The organism is Ureaplasma rhincodontis (genome assembly GCF_057537535.1).
In genome coordinates this window covers 244,558-271,378 of sequence record NZ_BAAKAX010000001.1, presented here as the reverse complement: position 1 = coordinate 271,378, position 26,821 = coordinate 244,558, and the positions used below count along the sequence as shown (strand labels likewise).

23 protein-coding genes and 1 tRNA gene are annotated in these 26,821 nt (G+C 24.8%); 12 read left to right on the top strand and 12 right to left on the bottom strand.

The genetic code is table 4. The features are described from left to right. The first annotated feature begins 3 nt into the window (after positions 1 to 3). The 3 genes from AC27EK_RS01265 to AC27EK_RS01255 all read left to right on the top strand — a co-directional run bounded on the left by AC27EK_RS01265 (position 4) and on the right by AC27EK_RS01255 (position 6,447). Complete coding sequence (locus AC27EK_RS01265; protein ID WP_487231545.1) at positions 4 to 1,710, top strand: leucine-rich repeat domain-containing protein; 1,707 nt, start codon at positions 4 to 6, stop codon at positions 1,708 to 1,710. A 110-nt stretch (positions 1,711 to 1,820) separates the two neighbouring features. Next, the gene (locus tag AC27EK_RS01260) at positions 1,821 to 3,143 is read left to right on the top strand and encodes a leucine-rich repeat protein (RefSeq protein ID WP_487231544.1); all 1,323 of its coding nucleotides are present in this window, start codon (positions 1,821 to 1,823) and stop codon (positions 3,141 to 3,143) included. Positions 3,144 to 3,366: 223 nt separating this feature from the next. Next, positions 3,367 to 6,447 carry a leucine-rich repeat protein gene (locus AC27EK_RS01255; protein WP_487231543.1) on the top strand — a complete coding sequence of 1,027 codons (3,081 nt, stop codon included), beginning with the start codon at positions 3,367 to 3,369 and terminating at the stop codon, positions 6,445 to 6,447. A gap of 74 nt (positions 6,448 to 6,521) precedes the next feature. Here the strand turns inward: AC27EK_RS01255 and AC27EK_RS01250 are convergent, their stop codons facing one another. The 7 genes from AC27EK_RS01250 to AC27EK_RS01220 are packed head-to-tail and all read right to left on the bottom strand — an operon-like array spanning position 6,522 to position 11,227. Then, positions 6,522 to 7,214, bottom strand: coding sequence for a DNA repair protein RecO C-terminal domain-containing protein (locus tag AC27EK_RS01250; protein WP_487231542.1), 693 nt, complete (start codon positions 7,212 to 7,214; stop codon positions 6,522 to 6,524). Positions 7,215 to 7,220: 6 nt separating this feature from the next. Beyond that, positions 7,221 to 8,123, bottom strand: a complete 903-nt coding sequence (gene era, locus AC27EK_RS01245; protein WP_487231541.1) for a GTPase Era — start codon at positions 8,121 to 8,123, stop codon at positions 7,221 to 7,223. Between the two features lie 6 nt (positions 8,124 to 8,129). Continuing rightward, positions 8,130 to 8,573 carry an rRNA maturation RNase YbeY gene (gene ybeY, locus AC27EK_RS01240; protein ID WP_487231540.1) on the bottom strand — a complete coding sequence of 148 codons (444 nt, stop codon included), beginning with the start codon at positions 8,571 to 8,573 and terminating at the stop codon, positions 8,130 to 8,132. Positions 8,574 to 8,580: 7 nt separating this feature from the next. After that, positions 8,581 to 9,150, bottom strand: a complete 570-nt coding sequence (gene tsaB / locus AC27EK_RS01235; protein ID WP_487231539.1) for a tRNA (adenosine(37)-N6)-threonylcarbamoyltransferase complex dimerization subunit type 1 TsaB — start codon at positions 9,148 to 9,150, stop codon at positions 8,581 to 8,583. Further along, entirely contained in the window at positions 9,140 to 10,078 is a 939-nt protein-coding gene (locus AC27EK_RS01230; protein WP_487231538.1) for an RluA family pseudouridine synthase, read from the bottom strand. The genes tsaB and AC27EK_RS01230 overlap by 11 nt, the downstream gene beginning before the upstream one ends. Beyond that, entirely contained in the window at positions 10,047 to 10,682 is a 636-nt protein-coding gene (locus AC27EK_RS01225; protein ID WP_487231537.1) for a signal peptidase II, read from the bottom strand. Before AC27EK_RS01225 ends, AC27EK_RS01230 begins: the two co-directional genes overlap by 32 nt. Beyond that, positions 10,682 to 11,227, bottom strand: coding sequence for an inorganic diphosphatase (locus AC27EK_RS01220; protein WP_487231536.1), 546 nt, complete (start codon positions 11,225 to 11,227; stop codon positions 10,682 to 10,684). The genes AC27EK_RS01225 and AC27EK_RS01220 overlap by 1 nt, the downstream gene beginning before the upstream one ends. 90 nt (positions 11,228 to 11,317) lie before the next feature. On the opposite strand from AC27EK_RS01220, the gene AC27EK_RS01215 reads away from it, so the two are divergent. The 6 genes from AC27EK_RS01215 to AC27EK_RS01190 all read left to right on the top strand — a co-directional run bounded on the left by AC27EK_RS01215 (position 11,318) and on the right by AC27EK_RS01190 (position 18,329). Continuing rightward, on the top strand, positions 11,318 to 11,689 hold the full coding sequence (locus tag AC27EK_RS01215; protein ID WP_487231535.1) for a hypothetical protein: 372 nt from the start codon (positions 11,318 to 11,320) through the stop codon (positions 11,687 to 11,689). Between the two features lie 12 nt (positions 11,690 to 11,701). Further along, entirely contained in the window at positions 11,702 to 12,268 is a 567-nt protein-coding gene (locus tag AC27EK_RS01210; RefSeq protein WP_487231534.1) for a DJ-1/PfpI family protein, read from the top strand. A 137-nt stretch (positions 12,269 to 12,405) separates the two neighbouring features. Then, the gene (locus AC27EK_RS01205; RefSeq protein ID WP_487231533.1) at positions 12,406 to 14,127 is read left to right on the top strand and encodes a ribonuclease J; all 1,722 of its coding nucleotides are present in this window, start codon (positions 12,406 to 12,408) and stop codon (positions 14,125 to 14,127) included. A 33-nt stretch (positions 14,128 to 14,160) separates the two neighbouring features. Beyond that, on the top strand, positions 14,161 to 14,844 hold the full coding sequence (locus tag AC27EK_RS01200; protein ID WP_487231532.1) for a deoxynucleoside kinase: 684 nt from the start codon (positions 14,161 to 14,163) through the stop codon (positions 14,842 to 14,844). Position 14,845: 1 nt separating this feature from the next. Next, the gene (locus AC27EK_RS01195; RefSeq protein ID WP_487231531.1) at positions 14,846 to 15,310 is read left to right on the top strand and encodes an HIT family protein; all 465 of its coding nucleotides are present in this window, start codon (positions 14,846 to 14,848) and stop codon (positions 15,308 to 15,310) included. A gap of 265 nt (positions 15,311 to 15,575) precedes the next feature. After that, positions 15,576 to 18,329 (top strand): leucine-rich repeat domain-containing protein, encoded by a 2,754-nt coding sequence (locus tag AC27EK_RS01190; RefSeq protein WP_487231530.1) that lies wholly within the window; start codon positions 15,576 to 15,578, stop codon positions 18,327 to 18,329. A 92-nt stretch (positions 18,330 to 18,421) separates the two neighbouring features. Here AC27EK_RS01190 and AC27EK_RS01185 read toward each other — a convergent pair whose 3' ends face one another. The 4 genes from AC27EK_RS01185 to AC27EK_RS01170 all read right to left on the bottom strand — a co-directional run bounded on the left by AC27EK_RS01185 (position 18,422) and on the right by AC27EK_RS01170 (position 20,436). Beyond that, the gene (locus AC27EK_RS01185; protein ID WP_487231529.1) at positions 18,422 to 19,207 is read right to left on the bottom strand and encodes a DUF3196 family protein; all 786 of its coding nucleotides are present in this window, start codon (positions 19,205 to 19,207) and stop codon (positions 18,422 to 18,424) included. Between the two features lies 1 nt (position 19,208). Continuing rightward, positions 19,209 to 19,790: a DUF402 domain-containing protein gene (locus AC27EK_RS01180; RefSeq protein WP_487231528.1), complete on the bottom strand. Its 582-nt coding sequence runs from the start codon at positions 19,788 to 19,790 to the stop codon at positions 19,209 to 19,211. Further along, entirely contained in the window at positions 19,768 to 20,295 is a 528-nt protein-coding gene (locus tag AC27EK_RS01175) for a hypothetical protein (RefSeq protein WP_487231527.1), read from the bottom strand. The genes AC27EK_RS01180 and AC27EK_RS01175 overlap by 23 nt, the downstream gene beginning before the upstream one ends. Before the next feature lie 63 nt (positions 20,296 to 20,358). Further along, positions 20,359 to 20,436: transfer RNA gene (locus tag AC27EK_RS01170), tRNA-His, on the bottom strand. Between the two features lie 194 nt (positions 20,437 to 20,630). Between AC27EK_RS01170 and AC27EK_RS01165 the strand changes: the two genes are divergently transcribed. From AC27EK_RS01165 to AC27EK_RS01155, 3 genes are read left to right on the top strand one after another with little or no spacing between them, the layout of a single operon-like run. Further along, on the top strand, positions 20,631 to 22,232 hold the full coding sequence (locus tag AC27EK_RS01165) for a hypothetical protein (protein ID WP_487231526.1): 1,602 nt from the start codon (positions 20,631 to 20,633) through the stop codon (positions 22,230 to 22,232). Continuing rightward, the gene (locus AC27EK_RS01160; RefSeq protein WP_487231525.1) at positions 22,201 to 24,435 is read left to right on the top strand and encodes a UvrD-helicase domain-containing protein; all 2,235 of its coding nucleotides are present in this window, start codon (positions 22,201 to 22,203) and stop codon (positions 24,433 to 24,435) included. Before AC27EK_RS01165 ends, AC27EK_RS01160 begins: the two co-directional genes overlap by 32 nt. A gap of 18 nt (positions 24,436 to 24,453) precedes the next feature. Next, a complete protein-coding gene (locus AC27EK_RS01155) occupies positions 24,454 to 25,335 on the top strand; it encodes a hypothetical protein (protein ID WP_487231524.1) in 882 nt (293 codons plus the stop codon). Positions 25,336 to 25,397: 62 nt separating this feature from the next. Here the strand turns inward: AC27EK_RS01155 and AC27EK_RS01150 are convergent, their stop codons facing one another. Then, positions 25,398 to 26,819: a hypothetical protein gene (locus AC27EK_RS01150; protein ID WP_487231523.1), complete on the bottom strand. Its 1,422-nt coding sequence runs from the start codon at positions 26,817 to 26,819 to the stop codon at positions 25,398 to 25,400. Positions 26,820 to 26,821 lie beyond the last annotated feature (2 nt).

The window sequence follows — 26,821 nt, the reverse complement described above, 5'->3', positions numbered from 1 at the left end:
TTAATGAAAAAGATAAATTCTAAACTAGTCCTAGCGGGATTAACTGGTGTAGCATTAGTTTCAATGACAAGTGTAGCAACTGTATTAAATGCAAAAAACCAAACAAAACCAGTCACTTTATTAGAATCAAAAAACATTGATACAACTAACAAAAGAAATTTTCCAGGACAATTTCAACCTGGAATAGATCAAAATTTTGAGAATGCTGGACAAACATATATTATCTACACACTAGAAGCTAGTGATTTTAGTAATCCTACTAATTTAACAATAAATTTAGAATCACAAAAAATTAAAAGTAGAATCGGTCAAAAAAATACTTTTTTTAATATTTTAGCTCCTAAGGAAACAAAATCAACTACTGCAATTCCAACTCAAATTACAAATCAAATTTGTAGATTTGATTTTTCACAAGCAACTGGTGTAAATATAGGCAGTTTTCAAGGTTTAAAAAACTTATCTGAAGTTGTCTTTCCATCAGGAACTGGAAGTGCAATGGAAATTGGAGCCTTTAAAAATTCAAGAAAATTAAAATCAATATCAAATTTAGAATCTTTTGTTGAAATTCCAGAATCAGCTTTTGAGAATGCAAATTTAGAAACAATTGATTTATTTAATACCCAAGTAAATACAATTGGAAATAACGCATTTGCTGCAAATTCTTCGCTTTCAATATTTATTGCACCGAATTCATTAACTAACATTGGAGATGGCGCATTTGCAGGAGCGACCTTTACTAGATTTGGAATTAATTTACCAGATAAATTTGTTAATCTAGAAAATTTTAATCGTTTACAAATTAAGAATTGAAGCACGGGGCCTTTCACTGAAGCTGATTTCCAACCACAAGAAATTAACTTTGAATTTGATTCAGCTGCGGTTTCAGATTTCAAAAACCAAAATCTTTCTTTATCTAACCAAGAATTGATATCTAAATTTAATAAATTAAGTTTAAGCGATAGAATGATGTTTGCTGCATGATACATAGATGAACCAACAAGTCCTAATGGTTATTATGCTTCAAATAACACGCTTAGAGATGTTAATGCTATTTTAGAAAATAACGAAGTTGTTTTAAAAGCAACATTCAATAAATTATTTAAATCTAGCAAATCCATGATAAATCTTGATGGGAAATATGTAAGTCCTCAACCAAATCCAGTTCCTCCTTCACCTGACCAAGGCGGAGACAATAATACAACCCCTCCTCCACCCGACCCAATTCCACCAAAACCAGATCCAGACCCAGTTCCACCAAAACCAGATCCAGACCCTGTTCCTCCAACGCCAGATCCTGTTCCACCAAAACCAGATCCAGACCCTGTTCCACCAGAACCAATACAAATAAATATAAATAAAGAAAAATTTAAAAATTCATATATTAAATTTGAAAATGTTGATGCTGTTGTTGACAATTTTAATAAATTAACTTTAGAGAAAAAATTAGCTTTTTTTGATATCACAGGAACTAATAATAAACCAATATTAACTGATATTAAAATTTCTACAAAAGGCGATAAATTTATATTTGATCTTATCCCTGCAAATGACGTATTTCTTTCACAAAAAAATATAGAATTATCTTTGAAATCTCCAAAAGAAAAATATAAAATGATATTTATCATTTCTGCCTCTATTGGAGCACTTATATTGATTATTTTAATAATTACAGTATTGTATAAATCATTCCACAAAAAAAGAATGTGATAATTTAAAAAAAGAAAAACAACTATAATATAGTTGTTTTTTTTTATTTTCAAACGAATATGATATAATATTTAATAAATAAAATTAATTTTTAAATTTAATAGAGGATAAAAATGAAAAAAATTAATTCAAAGTTAATTTTAATCGGAATAGTTGGAATATCATTGATTTCAATTGCTTTTTTTCCAATGATTTTTAATAATCAAAAACAATCTAAAATTAAATATTTAAATAATTATAACAACGATTCATTTAAATTTGAAAAGGGCAAAAATAAAAAGTTTTCTACTCCTAATGGCCAATTTTGAATTTATACTCCTCTCGATAATGAGTTCTTAGATTTAAAAACTCTAACTATAGATTCAAATAATGAAAATATTTCAAAAAAACTCCAAAACGAAAATCAATTTTTTAATGTAATTTCATCTTCTTCAACAACAATGTTGAGCGTTAATGGATCTACTGGTGGATTTTATAATAAACTATGTAGAATTGATTTATCAAATTCTATTAATTTAAAACATATAGATAGTTTGTCATATTTACCAAATTTACAATATGTTTTCTTACCTAATTCTTTAGAGTCACTTGGAACTGCAGTTTTTAAAAACAATTACTCACTTATAGATATCTCAAATTTATCAAAAACTAAAATTACAAAAATACCATCTAATGCTTTTGAAAACACTGATATCTATAGAATTTTTATTCCAGATAAAATAACCGAAATAGGAACTAATGCTTTTTTAGGAACATCTTTATCTAGAGTTACAATTAATCTTCCTGAGAAATTTAATAAACCTTCTGAATTTGCCAAAATTGGATTGAGGAAACCAACTGGTTCTTATTTTGATGATTTTGATTTAGCTATATTAAATTTTGAAATTAGTTTTAGATTAGATAAAATTAATAAATTTCTTAGCGAAAACAATGACCCTAAAATATTAGAATCAAATTTTAATAATTATATTTTTCAAGATAAAGTAAATTTTTTCGAAATAGAAAATTTTAGTAATTCAGATATTTATTTTCCAGATAATGTTATGAGAAATGTTATAGCTACTTTTAATGCTACAACCAATAAATTAGATTTTGAAATCGAAATGAATAGCTTATATTCAACTAATAAAAAAATACTATCAATTGATTTAAATAAAAATCCAAATCCAGTTCCTCCAACACCTGACCAAGGTGGCGGTGACAGCCAAACACCAGGCCCAGTTCCTCCTTCACCCGGCCTAGGCGGAGATAATAATACAACTCTTCCATCACCCGACCAAGGTGGCGGTGACAGCCAAACACCAGATCAAGACACAAAGAAAAACAATAACAATGCCACAATTATTGGTGGAACTATTGGTGGAATAACAATTTTTGCATTAATAATTGCTGTTCTTTGATTAATCTTCAAGAAAAAATGAAAAAACAATAAATAAAACAAAAAAAGAAGCAGACTTTGCTTCTTTTTAAAATGATTATATATTCCCAAATTAAGTTATGAAGTGTTGAATTCATTAAAATTTAATTATTGAATTTATAATTAATATAGATAACATAAAAAAATAAAAAAATAAAATAAAATTTTTTTTTCAATAAAATTTAATATTATATTTATAAAATAGAAAATTTCTATTTTTAAATTTAATGAGGATAAAATTAATGAAAAAGATAAAATCTAAGTTAATCTTAACAGGATTAATAGGAGTCGCATTAATTTCAGTTGCAAGTGTGGCAACTGTATTAAATGCAAAAAACCAAATAGTTGTTAAAAACAGTGTTGCAAAAAATATTCCAACACCTAACCCAATTCCTCCAGAAGGGGGAGTTGGTCCTGACCAGGGAGACAATAATGGAGGCTATATAAAGGGCGTAAATCGAGTTGTTTCTACTCCTAAAGGTAATGTTTCGATTTATACTCCATTAGATAACGAATTATTGTCTTCTAATGGACAATTGGTTGTTGATTTAAATAGTCCAACAATAAAGGATTATATTACAAAACCAAACCAATTTTTTTACATTATTGCTCCCACAAATACATCAATGATAAGCATTGATGGTCTTAATGATCCATTTTTTGAAAAACTTGTGGGAATTGATTTATCAGAAGCCACTAATTTAACTCATATTGAAAAATTGTCTAATCTTCCAAAATTAGAAGAATTAGATATACCAAATAGAATAAGTTCTTTAGGTAGAGGCGCATTTAAAAATTGTACTTCATTGAGTACTTTAACTAATTTAATGGATACTCAAATAACAGAAATTCCTGATGAAGCATTTAGAAATACTGCATTTGAAGGATTTTATATTCCTGATTCAATAACAAAAATAGGAGCTAATGCTTTTGCTGATTTGCAAAATTTTTCAAACTTAGCCTATTTTAATTTACCGAAAAATTTTAATAATCCTGCTAAATTAGCAAAAATTGGATTTAAAAAGCCAAATGGAGGTTTTTTCTCTTCTGAAGATTTAAAACTTACAACATTAAACATTACTGAAGGATTATTTGATAAAACTCTAGTTGATAAATTTAAGGCAACAAATAGTGATAGACAAACATTAATGAACACTTTCAATAATAAATCGTCTACAGAAAGAAGAAGTTTCCTTAACTGAAATTATATTTCTAATAGCTCAGATATTTTAATAGAAGATGTGACAAGAGAAGTTAAGGCCTTTATTAATCCAATAAATCAAGAATTATATCTTGAAGTTGAAATGAATAGTTTATATGAATGTTCTAATAACAAAATAACATTGTTTCCACCAATTGCTGTTTCTGTTTCAACATTCACTACTTCAATAGCAAATAATACAGCAACAAACACTCACGAATTAAATTGAAATGTTTTAAATGCTGATATCAATACTTTCAAATCCGAATTAACAAAAGATGTTACTGCTTGAAATGATGCCACAACAAAAGATACTTCATTCAGAACTGGTGCTATTCTTTCTGAATTAAAACTATTAGCTACTAATTTACCATCAGGTGCTCAATTAGCATTTGAAAATTGAACTGCTGATTCAACAGATTCAAACAAAATATCATTCGATATCACATTGAAAAATATTGTTGGTTCAGAAGATGGAACACTTAAAAATGAAACAATTAAATTTGCAATAAACTTTAAAAATCCAGTTCCTGTTTCAACATTCACTACTTCAATAGCAAATAATACAGCAACAAACACTCATGAATTAAATTGAGATGTTTTAAATACAAATATTGATACCTTTGGAAGTGAATTAATTGATAATGTTACTGCTTGAAATAATGCCACAACAAAAGATACTTCATTCAGAACTGGTGCTATTCTTTCTGAATTAAAACTATCAGCTACTAATTTACCATCAGGTGCTCAATTAGCATTTGAAAATTGAACTGCTGATTCAACAGATTCAAACAAAATATCATTCAATATCACATTGAAAAATATTGTTGGTTCAGAAGATGGAACACTTAAAAATGAAACAATTAAATTTGCAATAAACTTTAAAAACCCAATTCTTGTTTCAACATTCACTACTTCAATAGCAAATAATACAGCAACAAACACTCATGAATTAAATTGAAATGTTTTAAATACTAATATTGATGCATTTAAAAATGAATTAATTGATAATGTTACTGCTTGAAATAATGCAGGAACAAATGATGAATCGTTTGGTACTGGTGCTATTCTTTCTGAATTAAAACTATCAGCTACTAATTTGCCATCAGGTGCTCAATTAGCATTTGAAAATTGAACTGCTGATTCAACAGATTCAAACAAAATATCATTCAATATCACATTGAAAAATATTGTTGGTTCAGAAGATGGAACACTTAAAAATGAAACAATTAAATTTGCAATAAACTTTAAAAATCCAGTTCCTGTTTCAACATTCACTACTTCAATAGCAAATAATACAGCAACAAACACTCACGAATTAAATTGAGATGTTTTAAATACTAATATTGATGCATTTAAAAATGAATTAACAAAAGATGTTACTGCTTGAAATAATGCAGGAACAAAAGATGAATCGTTTGGTACTGGTGCTATTCTTTCTGAATTAAAACTATCAGCTACTAATTTACCTGCAAGCGCTGAATTGCTATTTGATTCTTGAACTAGTGATACTTCAAATAGATATACGTTCAACATGATTTTAAGAAATATTGTTAATTCATCAGATGGAAGCATGGGAAGTAAAACAATTAAATTTGCAATAAACTTTAAAAATCCAGAACCAGATCCAGTTCCTCCAACACCTGACCAAGGCGGAGACAATAATACAACCCCTCCAGAACTTGATCCAATTCCACCAAAACCTGATAATCAAGGTCCTGGCGATAACCCAACCCCTCCAGAACTTGATCCAATTCCACCAACACCTGATAATCAAGGTCCTGGCGATAACACAACCCCTCCAGAACCAGAACCAACTCCTCCAACACCTGATCAAGGCGGAGACAATAATGCAACCCCTCCAGAACCAGAACCAACTCCTCCAACACCTGATCAAGGCGGAGACAAACCAACTCCTCCAAACCAAGACACAGGAAACGAAAATAAACCAAATCCTCAACAACCAGAGAATGGCGAAAATACAGGTGATGATATTGTAGTTAATAAAACTAAAAATAATAATACTACTAAATTTATAATTAGTATTATTGGTGTTGTTATTGTTCTTATGATAATCATTTCTTTATTTTCTTTCTTATTCAAAAGAAAAAAAAGAAAATAGAAATAACTAGTATTTAATTTTATAAATTAACAATTAAAAAGCAAGCATCATTATGCTTGCTTTTTCTTTATAATTTAAATAAATTCTTTATTTGATTTTATAAATTCTATATATATTTTTTTAATTTTTAAAAATAACCCCCTCAAATTATATTTTTCTTCTAATGAATCGTCATAAAATTTTTTTGAATATATTTTATATAATAAATCTAATTCTTCTGGTTCAAATATAGTGTTTTTGATTGTTATACAATCTATACAAATTACGCCTTTTTCTTTTAAACCGAAAGAAATTAATATCTGATTTTGATGACATAAGGAACATTGATCAAAATTAAGTTTATAGTTTATATTTTTTATAAAATTAATAAGAATATAAATATATACATGTTCATCATTCTTTTTGTTAATTATTAAACTTAATGATTCTTGATAAAAATAAAAAATATTTTCATTAGTAATATTAAGTTTATTAATTAAGGAATTTAAAAAATAAAAATTTTTAGTATTTCAATTTTGAAATTCAAACGAACTTACGGATGTCACTTTTTTAAGTTTTCCCATTTTATTAGGATCAGAAGAAACAAAGCACTCAATTTCCAAAAAATCCATATACATTAAATTTCTTGCATTTTTAGAGTTTATTTTTCTAGAACCTTGTGAGTATAAAACAAGCTTTTTAGTTTTAGTTAAAAATACTAAGATTTCATCAAATAAATCATAATCATTCTTGCTTATTAAATAACCATTTAATATTTCTAATGCCATTAAATATTAATATCCAAATTCTTTAAGTTTTAATCTACTATTTCTTCAATCTGGTTCAATTTTAACAAACAACTGTAAATCTATTCTAGAATCATAAATACTTAATAATTCTTTTCTAGCAGCTATTCCTATTTTTTTAATCATTGAACCACTCTTACCAATAACTATAGATTTTTGACTTTCTTTTTCAACTATGATTGTCGCTTTAATAGTATATAGATTTTTTTCTTCTTCATATTTTTCTTCATCTATATTAATAGCTACTCCATAAGGTATTTCTTGTCTTAGGTTGTCTAAACACTTTTCTCTTATTATCTCTTTTATAAAGAAATCATCTTCTTCTAATGAACCATTAAGTTCTCTTGAGTATAAAACTATATCTTCTTTTAAAAATTGCTTTATTTTAGATAAAAATTTATTAACATTTATTTTTTCTTTTCCAGAAATCATTACAATATCATCAAAGTTAAATTTTTTCTTTAGAAAATTTGTTCTTTCATCAATTACTTCTTGATGTTTTGCCATTTCGGCTTTTGATATTACAAGAATTACTTTTAGATCTTCATCTTTTGATTTGTTTAATTTTTCTAGAAGTTCTAAATCTTCGTTATCTATTTTTCTTGTAATGTCTGTTAAAAAACAAACAACATCTGTTTTTTTATAACTATCTCTAATTTCTCTATTTAAAAAATGATCAAGTTGATTTTTAGGTATGTGAAATCCAGGAGTATCTACAAATATTATTTGTGATTCTTCATCATTGTATACAGATTCGATTTGATTTCTAGTTGTTTGTGGTTTTTTATTTATTATTGAAATTTTCTTATTGAATATAGTGTTTAATAAAGTCGATTTACCAACATTTGGTTTACCAATAATACTTACATAACCTATTTTTAATTTGTTCATTATTTTTTATCTTTCTATTTGAAGTAAAGTTAATATTTCATCTTGTAATGAAAACATAATTTCTTCTTCTTCTTTAACTATATGATCATAACCTAATAAGTGTAATAAACCATGTAAGTATAAGAAACATATTTCTCTTCTTAAAGAGTGTTTATATTCTTTTGCTTGTTCAACAACTTTTTCATAACATATGAACAATTCACCTAATAAAGGTGTTTTAATTCCTTTGTCTCAAAAAGCAAAAGAAATAACATCAGTGACATAATCTTTTTTTCTATTGTTTTTGTTTATTTCTCTTATTTCATTTGAGGATATAAAAGAACAGTCAAAAATTATTTCATTTTTTAAATTCATCTTATTGTAAACAACCTCATTAATGCTTAAGAAGTCTTTTTCGTATTTTTTTAATTCTTTTTCATATTTATTAAAATCAAATATTGTTTTAAACATATTATTCCTAAATCACTGCTGGTTTTATATATAGTGGTTTAATTTCTGACTGTTTTTCTTTTTTAAATTTATTTAATAGTTTATAACTATTTCTAAATTTATCAACATCAGAAATTAAATCGCCATTAATCATTTTATTTTTTTTCTTAAATTCATTAAGTTCATCTGAAGAAATCATTTTAGGTTCCATAATTATTTTGTTATTTTCGTATTTAGCAATATAGTGCTTTTTAGATTTTGCATCTAAGAAAACAAAATTATTGAATTCGCTAATTATTTCTAAATTGTTAGAGGTTAATATATTTATATTATTGTGTATCATTCATATAGTTTTAGCAATATTAACACCGACTCTAACACCAGTAAAACTCCCCGGTCCTAAATTTAAATAAATATTAATAATATTTTCATAAGAAGCTTTATTCTCTATTAGGAATGAATCTAATATTTCAATTGCCTTATCAACTAAATCATTATTAGTAGGAGTTAAAGATTCAGATATTAAATTCATTTTTAAATCAAATAATGAGAACATACAAGTTTTGTTAGTAGTATCTATATATAAATTAAATTTCATTTTTAGTTAAAAATCCTTTTATTTCTTTGTCTATATCTATTTCTATTTTTATATTTTTGTTATTAAAAGGATTAATAAACTCTAAATAGAAATTTTGCAAAAATTGACCATATGAAGAATGATGCTTTTTATTGTTATATATAGGATCATTATATATTGGATGATTTATAGATTGCAAATGAACTCTTATTTGATGAGTTCTTCCAGTTTCTAGAGAACATATTATTTTAGAATATTGATTATTAATATCTTCAGAAAATTCAATAAGAGTTCTTGCTTCTTTTGGATTTTTTGGTTCATTAGTAGTTAATTTGAGTTTTGAGTCTCTTCTATAACCAATAGGTTTATTGATTAACATTTTATTATTAGTTTTAAAATTATTAAGAACTATTGCAAAATATTTTCTTATAACCTTATTTTCTTTAAAAAGTTCAGATAATTTTTTAAGAGCTAATTTATTTTTTGCTACTATTATTAATCCAGATGTATCTTTATCTAATCTATTAACAATGCCTAATCTTGATTTATCGTCATAAATTTCAATATTGTTTTTTAAAAAATGATAATAAATTTTATTAGCTAATGTTTTATTATTTTCATAATTAGTTGTATGAGTTAATATTCCACTTTCTTTATATACAATAATAAAATTTTCTTCCTCATGAACAATATTAAGATCTTCTTTTCATTCTTTAAACTCTATTTCTTTTTTGTCATTGTTTTCTTCTATTAATTCATTTATCGTTATTTCATCATTAAGAGATAAAGTGGATTTCTTTTTTGCTATTTTAGAGTTAAGAAAAATTAAATCATTTTCAAAAAATTGATTTAATTTTGTTCTACTTATTTTTAATTCATCAGATAAGAATTTGTCAAGTCTTTTATTAACATATTCTTTATTTGTCAATTTTAAAAAAGTCTTTTTCATCTTCTATATCTTGTTTTCTTTCTTTTAAGAATGCAATTATTAAATTTGTAACAATTAATACAATAGCTATTATTACTCCAGAGACTATAAATACGTCTGCAATATTAAAAACAGATCCAGGAGCATGAAAATAATCTATTACACCATTAATTGTGCTGCTTCCATTGACGATTGCTGGAGTTGAAATAGATCTATCTATTATGTTCATAAGTCCACCAAAAAACATTCAACTTAGGCCTATATAATTAAGTGGGTTTTTAAATACAATGATGCCAATGAATGAAAATATTACAGGTATAGATTGTATTGTATAAACAAAAGCTGGATTTTGACTATCTGCTATTGAAAAGGCAACTCCATAATTAACTACAATTTCTCCTGGTCTATAATTAATGAAAAATTCTCTTAAACCAAATCCGAGAGCAAAAATTAAAACACCAGATAAGATTAATAATAATAATTTTGTAAAAATATATTTGAATTTAAAATATTCAATAATATAGTTTTTTAAAGTTAGATTATCTATTTTTTTTAATTTGTTATCGAAAAATGATTTATTCAAAAATTCATTATTTTGTCAATATTCTATAATTAAATTAATCATTAATTAGTATACTTTTCTGGATGTTTTTTCTTCATTGATTTAATAAAATCATCTTTTTTCATTTTTCCATATTCATTCATAAGTTGAACACATTCTTTATATTCTTTTATTGCTCAATTTTTGTCTTTGAAATCTTTAACTTCTACTTTTTTGTTTTGTAGGTTTTTATAAATTGCAAAGAAATCTTTTATTTCTTTTAACACATGTGGTGAAACCTCTTTAAGATCATTAATGTGTTCAAATCTAGGATCACAATCAATCACTCCAATTAATTTAGTATCTGTTTCACCATCATCTATCATTTCCATAGCACCAATTATTCTAGTAGGAACTTGCACTCCTGGCATAAATGATTGATCAGATAATACTAGAATATCTAATTCATCTCCATCTCAATCTAATGCTTCTTCAATGAATCCATAATTTTGTGGATACATTGTAGAACCATAAAGAATTCTGTCGACTACAATTCTTTTAGTTTCTCTATCATATTCATATTTAATTTTTGAATTTTTTGGAATTTCTATTATTACAGAAAGCTTCATATTTTTCTCCCTTTTGTAATTTTTTGTTTTTAATATTTATTTTGTATATATAAATAATATAATTAATAAAGTAATCCATACAATTTATTTATGAAAATATACAAAAAAAAATTTGAACAAAAAATAAAAAATATTTCTAATAGAAAATTTGAAATTGCAGCAGGCAAAATTATAAATTTTCTTGATGATCATGTTGAAGTAGATATTAACAAAGATATGATTGGAAAATGCTATATGAAAGATACAACAGACTTTAGCACAACACCTAGCAAATTCTTTGTTAAAAATCAAAAATATCACTTTCAAGTTAAAGGTACAAAAGAAGGTTGATATATTTTATCTTATAAGTCTATTCATCCTGAAGAAGTAAAGAAAAAAACAAAACCGATACCAACCAAAAGTCATTCAAGAAATCTTTTTAACTTTTTGAAAAGAGAGATGGATAAAAAATTTAGTGTTTAGGAAAAAAATTACATGAAGAAAATTGCTATTATAGTAACTAATGAAATGAACGAATATGAAATATTCATTCCAACTTATATTTGAAGAAAATTAGGCATAACAGTTGATTTAATCTCTATTGAAAAGAAAAACTCAATCATATTAGAAACTGGTTCAAAAATAAGCTGTTATTCAACATTTGATAAAATTAATTTATCACAATATCATGCTATTTATGTCCCAGGTGGTCCTGGAATTGAAAGACTTAAGTTTGAAAATTGACCAACAAAAGATAAAGAACAAATCAATAAATTTGTTCATCATATATCTAAATTCTTAACTGAAAAAGATAAGTTCATTCTTGCAACTTGTGAAAGTTCTCAATTCCTAGAGAATATGGGATTATTACAAGATCATCAAATAGCTGGTAGAGAAAAAGATTTTTCTATTAAGAAAAAAGCAGAAGACGAACTTCTTAAATCTAATAATGTTATAAGTGTTAGAGGTTTTTCTTCTATGACTGATTTTGCATTTGTTGTAGCTGACTTTTTAGAAGAAACAGAATCTGTTGATTCTTTGAAAAATGAAATGATGCTTTAAATCTGCTTTTGCAGATTTTTTTTATTTAATTGAAGTAAATTTTTTAAATAAAATATATATTTTATATAATAACAACAACAGGTTTTTCCTAATCGATTAAAAAATATATAAATATATATTGAAAGGTAATAAAAATTATGAATAAGGACCCTACTTTAATATATGCTCTTGGCGGGCTTGAAGAAGTTGGAAAGAATACCTATGTAATAGAAGACAAAGATGATCTTCTTATTATTGATGCTGGTATCAAATTTGCTGATAGCACTATGCTTGGTGTAGATGGAATAATTGCTAATTATGGTGAATTAAAATCTAAAGAGCACAAAATAAAAGGAATGGTTATAACTCATGGTCATGAAGACCACATCGGAGCTATTCCTCATTATTTAAGAAATCTTAACATTCCAGTTATTATCGCTCCACATTTAGCTGCAAAATTAATAGAAAAAAGATTAACAGAACATAAAGATGTTAAAGCTCCTAAAATCATTTCTTATGGTGATAATGAAACATTTAAATTAGGAAACAAAACTATAAGTCCCTTTAGAGTGTGTCACTCTATTCCTGATTCATTTGGTTTGGTTATAGATACCCCAAATGGAAGAGTTGTTTCAACTGGTGATTTTAGATTTGATTTTGCAACTGACGGTGATGAAACAGACTTTATATCATTAAGAAATTTATGTAAAGATGGTGTTGATGTTTTATTATGTGAATCAACATCAGCTGAAGTTCCTGGATTTAGTGAATCAGAAAAATATATTATTTCTAATGTATTAGAATTAATGGATTCTGCAAAGGGAAGAATATTCTTATCTACTTTTGCTTCTAATTTAAATAGAATTGAACAATTAATTGCTCACGGAATTAATATTGGTAAAAAAATATGTCTACTAGGTAGATCTATGGAAAATAATATTAAAATTAGTAGAAAATTAGGGTATTTAAAAGTTAAAGATAGTGCCTTTATTCAGGCTAAGGATGTTGGTAATTACGAAGATAATGAAATATTAGTTCTTCTAACTGGTTCACAAGGTGAAGAATTAGCAGCTATGAATGTATTATCTTCAGGTAATCATTCTAAATTATCTTTAAAACCATCAGATACTGTTATATTAAGTTCTAATCCTATTCCTGGAAACTATGCTGCTGTTGAAAATATGATAAACAATATTTATAAGATGGGAATTCGTGTTTATGAAAATAAACCCGAATTTAAACTTCATGCATCTGGTCACGCAACTAGAAGTGAACAACAATTAATGTTTAAAGCTGTTGGGGCTAAATATATATTTCCAATTCATGGTGAATATAAAATGCTTAGATGTCTTAAAAAGAATGCAGTAGATTCAGGATATCACCCAGACCAAATTCTTATTTCTAAGAATGGTGAAATGCTTAGTTTATTAAATGGAGAGTTAACTAAAACTGATAAGATCATTAATGCTGATGCTTTATACATTAACGGAAAACAATTAAGCTTAAATACTAAAAAAGTTCATGACGAAAGAAAATCGCTTTCTAACGACGGTATTTTAAATATAGTTATTTCTGTTGATAAGCAAAATAAAAAAATAAATGTTTCTACTATTTCTACAAGAGGTTGTTTCTATGCAAAAGAATCTGGATATTTATTAAGTAAAATTATTAACAATCTTATGTATTCTTTATCAAAGAAGATTCTTGAAAAATATAATGAAGAAGATTTTATTAAAACAGCTAAAACCATTACACAACAGCATGTTTGAAAACATAAAAGAAAAAATCCTATTATAGATATAACAATATTTGATAAAAATCTTTTAGAAAATAATGCAAAAAAACACAATTACATTAATATTTCCACAAAAAATAATTAGAATATAATAAATAAAATTATTTTAAGGAGTAGGATGGATAATACGAACGATAATTTTAAACCTGATTTTAAAAAAATAAAGGTTTCGAATTCAATAGTTATTGGTGGTATGATTGCCTTTGGTAAATCTACTATCGCAGAAGCTTTGAATTCTCAAATAAAAGACTCAAGAATTATTTTTGAATTAGATGACAAAGATGATTTAATGATGCTTTTATTAGAAAAAATGTATGAAAGATCAAATAATAATTTATTCGGTTCATTATTTCAACTTTATTTTGTTTTAAATAGATTTGAAAATTTCAAAAATAACTGTAATGATAAAAATTTAACAATTTTTGATAGAAGTATATTTGAAGATTGATTGTTTGCAAAACTTAACATTGATAAAGCAAGTGTGTTTCTATATTACAATAGTCTATGAGATTCAGTTTGTAAAGAATTAATATATCATCATGGTGTACCAAAACTTTATGTAATACTTGATGGTGATTGAGAATTATTTAAGAAAAGAATTCATCAAAGAAATAGAAAAGTTGAAATTGATAATTTTGAAAAAAACGAATTGTATTTCAAAAACTTATTATCTATTTACAAAAACTATTTAGTCGGTGTTTGTGAAGATTATGGAATCAATTATTTAATTATTGATGCCAAAGAAGAACTAGATGTTAAACTTGCCAAAATCAACAAAGCATTAAAAGAAATGGAAAACTAAGATGGATTGTATTTTTTGTAAGATTGTAAATAAAGAGATTGAAGCTAATATTATTGTGGAAAATAAATATGCCATAGCTTTTATGGATAATAATCCAATAAGTGATGGACATGTATTAGTTATCCCCAAGAAGCATTATAGCGATTGAGCTGTTTGTGCTTCTGAATATTTATCAGCCGTTTCCGAATTAGCTAAATCAGTTTCTTATATTTTAGAAAGCTCTTCATTAGATCCTTGAGGAATTAATTATTTATCTAATCAAGGTCATGTTGCAGGACAAGAAATAAACCATTTTCATTTGCATGTTATACCTAAATATGGAAAAGATTGAGGTCTTAAGTTCAGTGCAGAAAAAAAAGAATTTGATTGAACAACAGAAAACGCTTACAAAGAATTAACAAGAACAGCAAAAAAACTTGAAAAGAAGGGCCTTTTCAAAAAATTAAGAACAATTGCTGGAGAATAATTTAAATATTAATTATGAGTTGAAAATTTCTCGTTTCAACTCATAATTTTTATTTGTTTATATTAAGAAAATAATATTCTTTTAAGTATTATTGTTTTCTTAATATAAAATAATATGGTAATCATTATTAATCAATTTTATATTAATTTTAAATAATATTTTTTATACTTTTATTTAAAATTAGATTTCGAAATTTTAAATATTGAATAATATAAGTAAAAATTTTTATCGGTCGTGTGGATCGATAAATAAAATAAGGAATTAAATGAAAAAAATAAATAAACAAACACTTACGTTAGGTTTTTTGTTTTCTGCTGTAATATCAGCTTCTGTTGGTATAACTACAACTACTATCTCAAATCATAATTTTAAAAAAATAAATAATACATATTCTTCAGCAAAAGTTACAACTGTTGCTCCTGCTACTGATTTTATATTTCCAGAACCTGGTCAAAAAAAAGTGGAAAAAGTAAACAATGTAGAACACACAATTTATACAACGGCTGCTACTGATTTTGTCTTTGATGTTAACTCTCCAACAACTATAACAGGATTTGTTGCTGATTTTGCAACTAATCATGCTGGAGAATATATTAATTTAAAATTACCAGCAAATTCTCAAAGTATATTGGGAGATGTTTTTAGTGATAAAAACACTTCTAATCCAAATATTGAATCAATAAAGAAAATAATCAGAATTGATTTATCTTCAACAAAATGAACAACAATTCCTCAAAATAGTTTTATTGATTTATCTCTTTTAAATGAAGTTAAATTTAATGATGTTCTAACTAATTTGGGTGCTTGAAATTTTAAAAATTGTCCAAAACTTACTAAATTAGTTGATTTTGAAAAAACTAAAGTAACTACTATATCTGATCAATTGGGATTCTTTGGAACAAATGTGATAAATATAACTTTGCCTTCTACAATTACTAATTTTGATATAGGTGGTATTCCTAAAATTGAAAATGCAAATGCATCTGTAGATTTTACTAATGTTACTAACTTAAAAAACTTTACTAATGAAACTTTTTCAAATCCGTCTGTAAAAACAGCTTTCTATTTTCCAGATAATTTTAAAACAGATGCATTTAAAAGTGGAACATTTGAAACTATATTTAATTATCATTACATTAATTTATCTCCTTCATTAGCTACTCTTGAAAATTTTAAAGCTTGATCTATATTTAACGATGATGGAATTGATTTCACTTCTCAAAGTGAAATTGATAAAAAGACTCCTGTTAAAACAATTTTTCATTCTGAAAAATTAAAAGCTGATTATCCTAACAAACAACCTGCAGAATTAAAAGTTATTTTTGATGGATTAACAAATTTTGAAAAAACTAAATATATAACAGTTAATGATTGATTAAAAAGACCAATTAACGCAATGGGCGCATTAAGAAATGTTACTTTAAACAACGATGCAACAGATATTATAGTTGGAGAATATGCTTTTGCCTTTAAACCTAAAACTCCTGTACAACAAGTTCCGACATTTAAAACAGACATATTAATTGATCAAACTACATCGAATCATAAATTAACTTGAGAAGTTTTAAATACTAATATTGAAAACTTTAAAGCAGAATTAACAAAAGACATAAATGCTTGAAACGCTGCTTCTCAAAAAGATGCTACTTTTAAAACTGGTTCTATTCTTTCTAAATTAAAACTATCAGCTACTAATTTACCAGCAAACGCTGAATTGGTATTTGATAATTGAATTGTTGATACAATAGATAAAAATAAAATAACGTTTGATATTTCTTTAAATAATTCATCAACACTTATAAAAAAACTTCCTTTTGAGATAACATTCAAATCGTCTCCAGAAGTAACTAAACCAATATTCACATCTAAACAACATAAAGATCAAACAACTGGAATTCATGAACTAAGTTGAAAAGTTTCTGATAAAAATATTGAAACCTTTAAAACAGAATTAACAAAAGACATAAATGCTTGAAATGTTTCTTCTCCAAAGGACACTACTTATTTTCAAATTGGTTCTATTCTTTCTAAATTAGGTTTAGAAGGAACTAATATTCCTGATAGTGCTGTATTAGCGATTAACTTTACTCAAGATCAAACTAATCCCAACAGAGTTACATTTGATATTTCTTTAAATAATTCATCAACACTTATAGAAAAACTTGTATTTGGAATTATTTTTGAAACTTCTGCTTTGAATACTTCATTCCAAACCGGATATGTTTCAAATGCCAATTCAGATATTTTTGAATTAAATTGAGATGTGAAAGATACTAAAATTAGTAGATTTGAAGAACTTTTAAAATCTGATATTGATAAATGAAATAAAACAAATCATAAAGATGAAAACTTCACTTTTGGTTCAATTTTATCAAAATTAAAATTGTCTGGAGTTAACATACCTGACGGTGCTAAATTATCATTTACGAACTTCACTCCAGATCAAACAGATAAAAGTAAGTATACATTTGAAATTTCATTAAATAATGCTAATTTTGAAAACGGCACTAAATCTAAAACAATTAAATTTGGAATCAAATTTAATCCTATAGTTCCAAGTGAACCCACTTTAGATACTAAAATTAATCCTGCTATTGATAATTGAAACATGTCAAAAGAAGAATTAGTAAAATTTGAAGAACTTTTAAAATCTGATATTGCTAAATGAAACAAATCAGCAACTTCGACTTCAACATTTGATAAAGGGTCTGTTCTTTCTAAATTAGGTCTTTCAGCAACTAACTTATCTGAAAAACCACAATTAGAAGTTACTAATATTACTGTTGATCCAAAAAATAAAAATTTATATAAATTTGAAATTATTTTAAAAAATGGAAATCAAACCCCTGTTTCGATTGAATATGGAATTTTACTTAATCAAAACACTTCAACTGATTCTAACGGTTCAAAGTTTTCAGAAGCCCAAATTGTTGGAATTGCATTCGGTTTCTTAATGTTGTTATTATTAATAATTATCTTAATAGTCTTTGTTGCAAAGAAATTATCAAAAAATAAATAATTTTAATAATTAAAAAAAATAAAAAAATCATCCACAAAGGATGATTTTTTAATTGTTAATATAAATAATTAAAGAAAAATTAAGTTTGAATATTACTTATCTTCTGATAATGAGGATATAACTAAATCAATTTTTTTATCATCTTCATCTTCAGTAAATTTATAATCTTCATTTCCCATCATAATCATTATTTTATTGATTATTTTAGTTCCTAATTGATCTATAGAATTGAATTCAAATTCTGGAAAAAAATAACTATTGATATGTAAAAGTACATCAGTTGCAAAATTTGTAATTGTTGGTTCTTTTAGGGTTAAATCATTAATGTTGTTCAATGTATCTATGTATTCTTTTTTATTAAATATATCTAAAAAGTTTTTAGAGTTTAATTTAATAAGTTTGTTTGTATGAATATTTAAAAATTCAAAGTCTTCATATACAGCATATCTATTAAGAATTTCTAAAACAAATATTTTATTAAAAGTTTTTATTTTATTGTTAATAAAAAATAACTTTAACTCGTTAATACAATTAGTAATTTCATCGGGGTTTGATGTAGCGATATGTTCGAATATTACTAAGTCAAATTGCTTGCCCATTATTGCATCTTGCAACAAATTTTGAACAGTATAGTTGCTTTGTAATTCTTTTAATTTATCTAGTTTCATTGAAGATTCAAATTCATTTAATAAATTATTATAATCTTCAAATATTTCATTAGGCATGTAGGGTTGATCTAATTCTTCTTCTATTAAAGAAATAGCTTTTTCTTTTGTCTCTTTATTTGAAAATAAAGAAATAGCTTTTTCTTTTATAGAGTCATAATATTTTTTAATTTCATCATTATTAGTATTAAGAGGAGAGAATTTATTTTCCATATTACATTTTCTTTCTTAAGAATGTAGAAAATTTTAATTCTAATTCTTGTATTTTATTTCTACTGAAATTTTCTTCAAAATATTTCGATTTTATCTTTGTTTCTATTTCTTTTTCTACCATTGTTATAACTTCGATTAGTTTTTTACTATATTTATATTTTCTTTGATTTTCAAAAAACTCATTAATATCAACTTCTTTTCAATTTTTGTTGGGAAAAATTTTGAAATCTAAATCAAAATCATAATATTTTATGGCTCCTTCTTCATATATGAACGGACTAGCTAAATTAATATATAATTTAACTCCTTCGTTTTCTACAGAAGCAAGAACATTAAATCATGCATCTTTAATGAAAAATCAAAATTTGGGATAATCAATTTTTGAATTAAAGGTTCTAATCGATTTTTCTTCAGAAGAAATAACATAAGTTTTTTCTAAAGCCAATATAACCATATCCTCTGTTTTTTCTAACACGATAGGATATTCTCATATTCTATATAATCAACCGTTATATTTATAAGCATGAACCATTAATCTATCACCAACATCAATAGATTTTTTATAAGAATTTACTTTTTTCATTTATTAATCTTTCTTTGACTGAAAAAAATATGGAGTAAACCAATATAGTATTCAAGATCAAATTTGTAATGTTAAAAGGCATATTAATAATAAAACTAGCCATTCAAGTTACTTTATAAAAAGCGACACCAGATACAATGTTTCAAAGAAACATTTGGGCTTGTGTTAACAACATAAACACCATAATATTTATTATATTTCATTTCGATTTAACTTTTAAAAAAATAAAAGGTCAACAAGCTCAAGCAAAAAATAAATAATCAAATATTGGGTTTCCTGAGAATCCAAACATCAATCAACTAATAGGTGCTATTATAAAAAACATAAATTTATATTTATAATTGTTAATAAACACAAGACCCAAAATATAAAACACTATTTGTATTTGAGGGCTATATCCACCAATAATATTAATATTGATAAATATCATTCTTGCAATGAGAGTCAAACTTAAAAAGATTCCACAAAGCATTAAAGAAGAAGAATCATAATTTTTATTATTCATATTTTAACCTTGAACTTTATTATAAATAAAAAAAAGAAGTTCTAAAAGAACTTCTTTTTAATATGGGGCGACTAACGGGGCTCGAACCCGCGAAATACCTGAACCACAATCAGGCGTGTTAACCAGCTTCACCATAATCGCCATAAAAACATAAAAATTATACACAAATATTAGTAAAGTTTATATCTTTTTAAGAGTTATTATAAATAATAATTTTTTTATTCTAATAACCTTTTTCGATAAAATGAATTTATGTATTAAATAAGAATTTTAAAAGTTAGTAATGTGATATTATGATATTAATAATCAAAGATAATTAGTGAGATCAGATATTTATGAATGTTTTAAATAATTCTAGAAAATATATAGTTAACAAATCTAAAAATTTTCTGCCTAAAAAAAATATATTTTTAAAGTTATTCTTTAAAAATTATTTCTTTTTGTTTTTTAGTTTTTTTAATTGCACTTTTCCATTAATGATTACATTGATAATTGCATCAAGTCCTATCTCAAAAGAATTTAATTTATATGCAATTATTTCTTTAGGTGTTATAACTTCTTTTTTAGTCACTTTTTATCAAATAGGTTTCTTGTTCACCACTACATTATTAACAATGTTAATTTCTCTTAAAAAGAAAAATAATCATTTTAATAGTTTAGAAGAAAAGCACATACTTGGATATCAACTATTAAGTTCTTTATTAGTTGGTATTGTATTGATACCATGTTTTATAGGGTTGTCATATGCTTATTTATCATATTCAATTAAAAACGATCAAATATCTGAAATTGGACGTCAATTTATATATGGTTCTTCTCCAACTGTATTATTAGTTCTTCTGAATTCTACCGTTTTATTTACTATTTTTTATAGAATTAAAAATTGAAAAACTACACTAATTGCATTAGCACAATACATAATAAGTGTTGTTATGATTGCTGCTATTGGATTAACAACTTCTTCTATTAATGGAATAGGTATTTATAGTTATACTATTGGTTTATTAGTAGGTGATGTTTTAAATTTAATATTAGTCTTGTTTATAGCGTCATATTTGAAAATCAGATATAGTATTAAATATATTTTGCATGATTTTAAAGAATTGTTTAAAGTCTTTGCAAAAATGTTGAGATTTTCATTTGTAAGTCTTTTTGCTTTGATTTTTAAGACAATCATTATATTCTTAGTGGGATATACAGCCAAAACTGCAAATCCTGATAATGTGAATCATAATAATTACTTATTAGCGAAATTAATATATATTTATATACTTTATCCTATTCCATTCTTCTCTGCTGGGACTGCTCAAATATTGACTTATTTAAAAGGTAAATATAAATCAAAACCTGAAGTTTTCTATTCTACTTATAGAAGTAATTGAATTCTTATGTTAATTGTGTTTTCTGTTACTCTTTTATCTATATTAATATTTAGATTTACTGCAGAACCACTATTTAATTATTATATTGGTGGACGTTCTGATTTGGCTTCATGACAAGGAGTAAAAGAAAATATGTTATTTTCTAAAACATCAGATAATTGAACTTATTTAATAATGTCATTTGCTGTGATGTTCTCTTCTATAAGTGCTTCAAGCAAATTGTCTATATTACCAAAAAAACCTTATAAAGGGAAATTTACTAAATATTTAAATTGATTAAAACCTATTTTTATAGGGTTGATTAAAATGGGTAGTTTAATGATTATATTTATTGGTCTTAAGTTTGGTTTTGAAGCTTACAATCCAAATCCATTTGAAGGATTCAAATCATTAGCTACTGCTTTCATATGTGTCAACTTTGGATTTTTAGTTTATGATCTTATAAATTGAAGAAAAACAAATCTAATATATGAAAAGAAATATTTTGAATATTTAGAAACACAAAAACAAACTGAAAAAATTAATGAAAAAAGAACTGTTAATATCACCGACTAATGAACAACAAGCAATAATTGATGCTTTAGTTAAGGATAATAAAAATGTAATAGTTAACGCTGTAGCTGGCAGTGGAAAAACTACTACTATTTTATTTTTAGCTAAACAAAATCCAAATAAAAAAATAGTAGTTTTAACATACAACAAAAAATTGCAAGTTGAAACAACTATTAGAATAAAAGAAATGGGATTAGAAAATATTAAAATATTTACTTTCCATGCTTATACTGGTTATGTTTTTAATAAAATTGGAGAAATAAACAATGATCAAAAGATGATTGATTGTTTAGAAAATGATGATTTTAAAGAACTATTTGCTGATATATATGTATATGACGAAATGCAAGATTGTATTCCATATTATTTTGAATTGATTAAAAAAACCAAGCCTAAAAATTGTAAATGATTAGTTTTGGGTGATGTAAAACAAAAAATATATGAATATAATGATGCAGATGAAAGATTTTTAACAATGTTTGATCAACTTCTTGGTGAAGAATGCGTTAATTTGAAATTAACTGAGTCTCAAAGAGTTCCGTCGGATGTTTGTGATTTTATTAATAAGTATTGTTTTAAAGAAGAATATATTAAACCAAGTTCAATAAACAAAAATAAAGGAGCATTACACTATTGTGCTCTTAAGAATTCCTTTACTGATCTTGATTTTGTCATCGAATGAATTAAAATTATTAAAGAAACAAAAGGGGCAAAAGACGAAGATTTTTTCATATTGACCGCTTCTACTAAAAGCATTAATAAGAAGACTCCTTCAAAATTACTAGAAAACAAATTATGTGAAATTGGTTATAAGTGTTTTTATCCTAGTAGTGATACTTATGCTTTAAAGGATGAAGAAATAGAAAATAAAATTGTTTTTTCTACATTTCATCAAGCTAAAGGAAGAGAAAGAGATTATGTTGTTATTCTTGATTTTTCTTCTAATTATTTTAAATTTTTCGCTAAAAATTCAGATCCTTTAGAATTTCCTAATACTCATTACGTTGGATTAACAAGAGTTAAAAAAGAAATTCTTATTTGTCAGCAACCAGTCGAAAGTTTTAGTCCTATATTGCCTTATCTTGGAAATGACTTTATTGAAAAGATAAAAAAAGATAAAAATATTATTTTTTACAATCCTTTTGATATTAATTTTGAAAATTTACCATTGTTCAATATAAAAAATAATATTACAATAAATACTGAAGCAACAAGTTTTATGAAAAATGTTAAATCAAAAACTATTCATGAAATAAGAAATCTTATTAATAAATATGATTTAATTAAGGTTTTAAAAGAGCCTGAAAGAAAAATTTCAGTAAAAGAAACCTTAAGGACAAGAGGATTGAACTTTTCGGGAATGATGACTGTTAGTTTATCTGCTTTAAATGCTGATTATTTATTTTTTGAATTCCTAGCAAGAAATAGCAAAATTAATAAATCTATATGAGAAAATATTTCAATAAAAAACGAAAAATGAATAAGATTTGAATTGTTAAATGATAAAAACAATTTAGAAAGAGTATTAAGAAAATCCAAAAACCAAGAGACAGATATAGTTCATAAAAAATTAATGACCGCAAACCTTAACATTTCAAGACGTGAAGGTTTACACAATAATATTACTAATCTAAATATTAAAGATTATGATTGAATGGATAAATTCAAGAACTATAAAACTATTGATAAAAGATTCACTGAAGTAATAGACTTCAACAAATCTTTATTATTAGAGATATCGCTAGGTGTTGATTCTCAATTGCTTCGTAATTCTGTGTGAATTAAAGAATATATTAAAAAATTAGAAAACAAAGCTTCTAACAAAATTCATTCAATTAAATATGTTGGAAGAATTGATTTCATAAATGGAAAAAATATATTCGAATTGAAATGTGTTAATGAACTAAAAATAGAACATATTTTTCAATCTATCTTTTATTTGTATTTAATAAATATCATTAAAGAATTATCTACTGATAAAAAATATACTTCTTTAATAACAGAAGAAGAAAGAAAAAACAATACAACCATTTTTAGTGATGTGAAAGAAATAAATTTATTTAATATTAAAACCAACGAATGACTTCTAATAAAAAATGAGAAAAAATTTATAGAAGAAATAGTTGAAAAGATGATTTTAAGCAATTTTAAAATATCAAAAAAATCAACAAACAAAAAATTTTTGTTAACATATAAAACAAAATAACAGAATTAGGAACACATAATGTTAAAAATCATAAAAGCGAAATGAAACGAAAGCACTTTAAATGAAGTAGAACCGGAATTGAAACTAATAATTCATAATAAATCTACTTGAAGATATTGTTTGAAAAATAATATTGATCTTAAACAATATGCTTTTGCAGACATAAAAGCAATTAAGAAAGAAAAAGAAGTTCAAGAAATAATTTCTACTAATTATGCATATTTAGATAATGAAATTTTATTTCAATCAAACACAAACTTTTTAAAAGTTACTATAATAAACCCAACAAATTCTGGAGAATCAGCAGATATTATAACTTTAGACAAAACATTCTATTCATATTATGAAAACAATCCATCATATGAATACATTAATTCACTTTTACAGGAATTAAGTGAAACAATGTCAAGAGTTGAAAATAAAAACGCTCCAGATTATCTTGCATTAGTTAAAACAATGAAAGAAATTAGAACAATGTTCACAGGCAATGTAAGAACTCTTCTTAAAACAGTTGAAAACTTACAATTAAGAGCTTTAAGAATTAATTTATTGCCTCACTATTCATCAAATGACGCTGAATTTGAAAAAAGATATTTAGATACATATTATACAAATGCTATTTCTAGTATAGAAAAAATTGAAAACGATGTTTCTGCTATAAAAAATAGATTTAGTCTTATTCATGATCATGTTAATGCATCAATTGAAAAATTCGAAAATGATAAAGAATTTTTAAGTTCTAGTGAAGGAACTAACATTTCTGCAAACAAGAAATTCTCTACTTTGAAAAACATTATTTTAATGTTAATAGAAATGTTCTTAGAAACTCACATATTAAGTCTTTCTAAAACATTCAAAGAAATAACTATATCTCACTACGAAAAAGCCAAAAAACACTAAGCAACAAAAAAAACACTCTACTTAATATAGAGTGTTTTTTGTTGTTATCTATTAATATAAAATTAATTGTTTTTCTTTTTAATTGCGTTAATTGTTAAGAATAATGATAATCCTATGAAAATTGTACTCACAATAGTTGATAACGTAATAATAGTAATAGTTTTTAATGAAGATGATTTTTCAATAGATGTCTTGTTTTTTGAATGTGAAACTACTTCAGGTTTGCTATTTTTATAATAGGCCTTAAAGAAAACATATTCATCTTTAAACTTGTCATTTTCAAATTTTGGATTTGAACTTTTAATTTTAAAAGTAATAAACTTGCTTTCTTTGTTTAATTTGTAATCAACAATATTTAACGCATTGTTTGAATTACTTGTTGATAATTTTAATTTCAAATTTTTAAGAATTGGAGAATCAAATGAATTAGGTTTCATTTCATTTCATTTGTCTATTTCTTTTTGTAATTCATCACGGAATTGATCAAGTTGAACATCGGTCATTGAATTTAAATTCAAAATATGGTATGAACCTTCAAGTGTATTAATCTCTGATTTAATACCAGCTTCTTTTTTTGTTAAATTAAATTTAATTTTGAAATCAAGAGTTCCTATGTTTTTTATTCATTCTCTAGAGAAATTCAAATCTGGAGTATAAGTGTTATAAGCCTTTAATGAAAAATTCAATGTATCTGTTACTTTATCAAACATGAAATCATTTATTAATTTTATTCTTGTGGCTTGATTATTGTTTGAAATTTTAAATTTTAATTGTTCGAATAAAGGAAATTGTTTTTCAACAAAAATAGGCATTGAATCGTTATCAGATAAAACATCAAAAGCGACTTGATAATTTCTAAGTTCTTCTAATATTTTAAATTTGTAATCTTCAATTAAATTATTTAATTCATAATTATTTTCATAATTTACAACTAAAGTATTATTTGTCAAATTAGTTGTAAAGTTCATGTCGTTATTTAATTTTAGAGAAGATCAAGCATATAAAGAATCAAATTCTTTTATTTGATTATTTATTCAAATATATCTATATTCAATTTTTACATATATTTCTGAACCGTTTTCAATTCTTCAATCTGCAATGTGTAATGATGATTTTGGTAATCAATTTGATATTCTAAATTTAAAACCATAACTTGATAAAGGAAATCTATGTGGTTTAGATCTATAAAAATCAGAACTTTGATTTCAATCGTCTAATTCTTTTTGCAGAATTGCTTTTAATTGATTTGCATATTTTGCCTCAATTGGAAATTTATTTAAATTCGGTTTATTTAAATTGTTTTCTCTTGAGGGTTCTGAATAAATGAAGCTGTCATGTATTCAATTATCATGACTTACATTAGTGTTATTTTTAACTATCGTTGGTTTTTCATTATTTTTATATATAAATGGAGTTGTTGCCAATAAAGAAATAGCAAAAAGCCCAGTTATAGATGAAATGAATGTTATTTTTTTATTTTTCATAG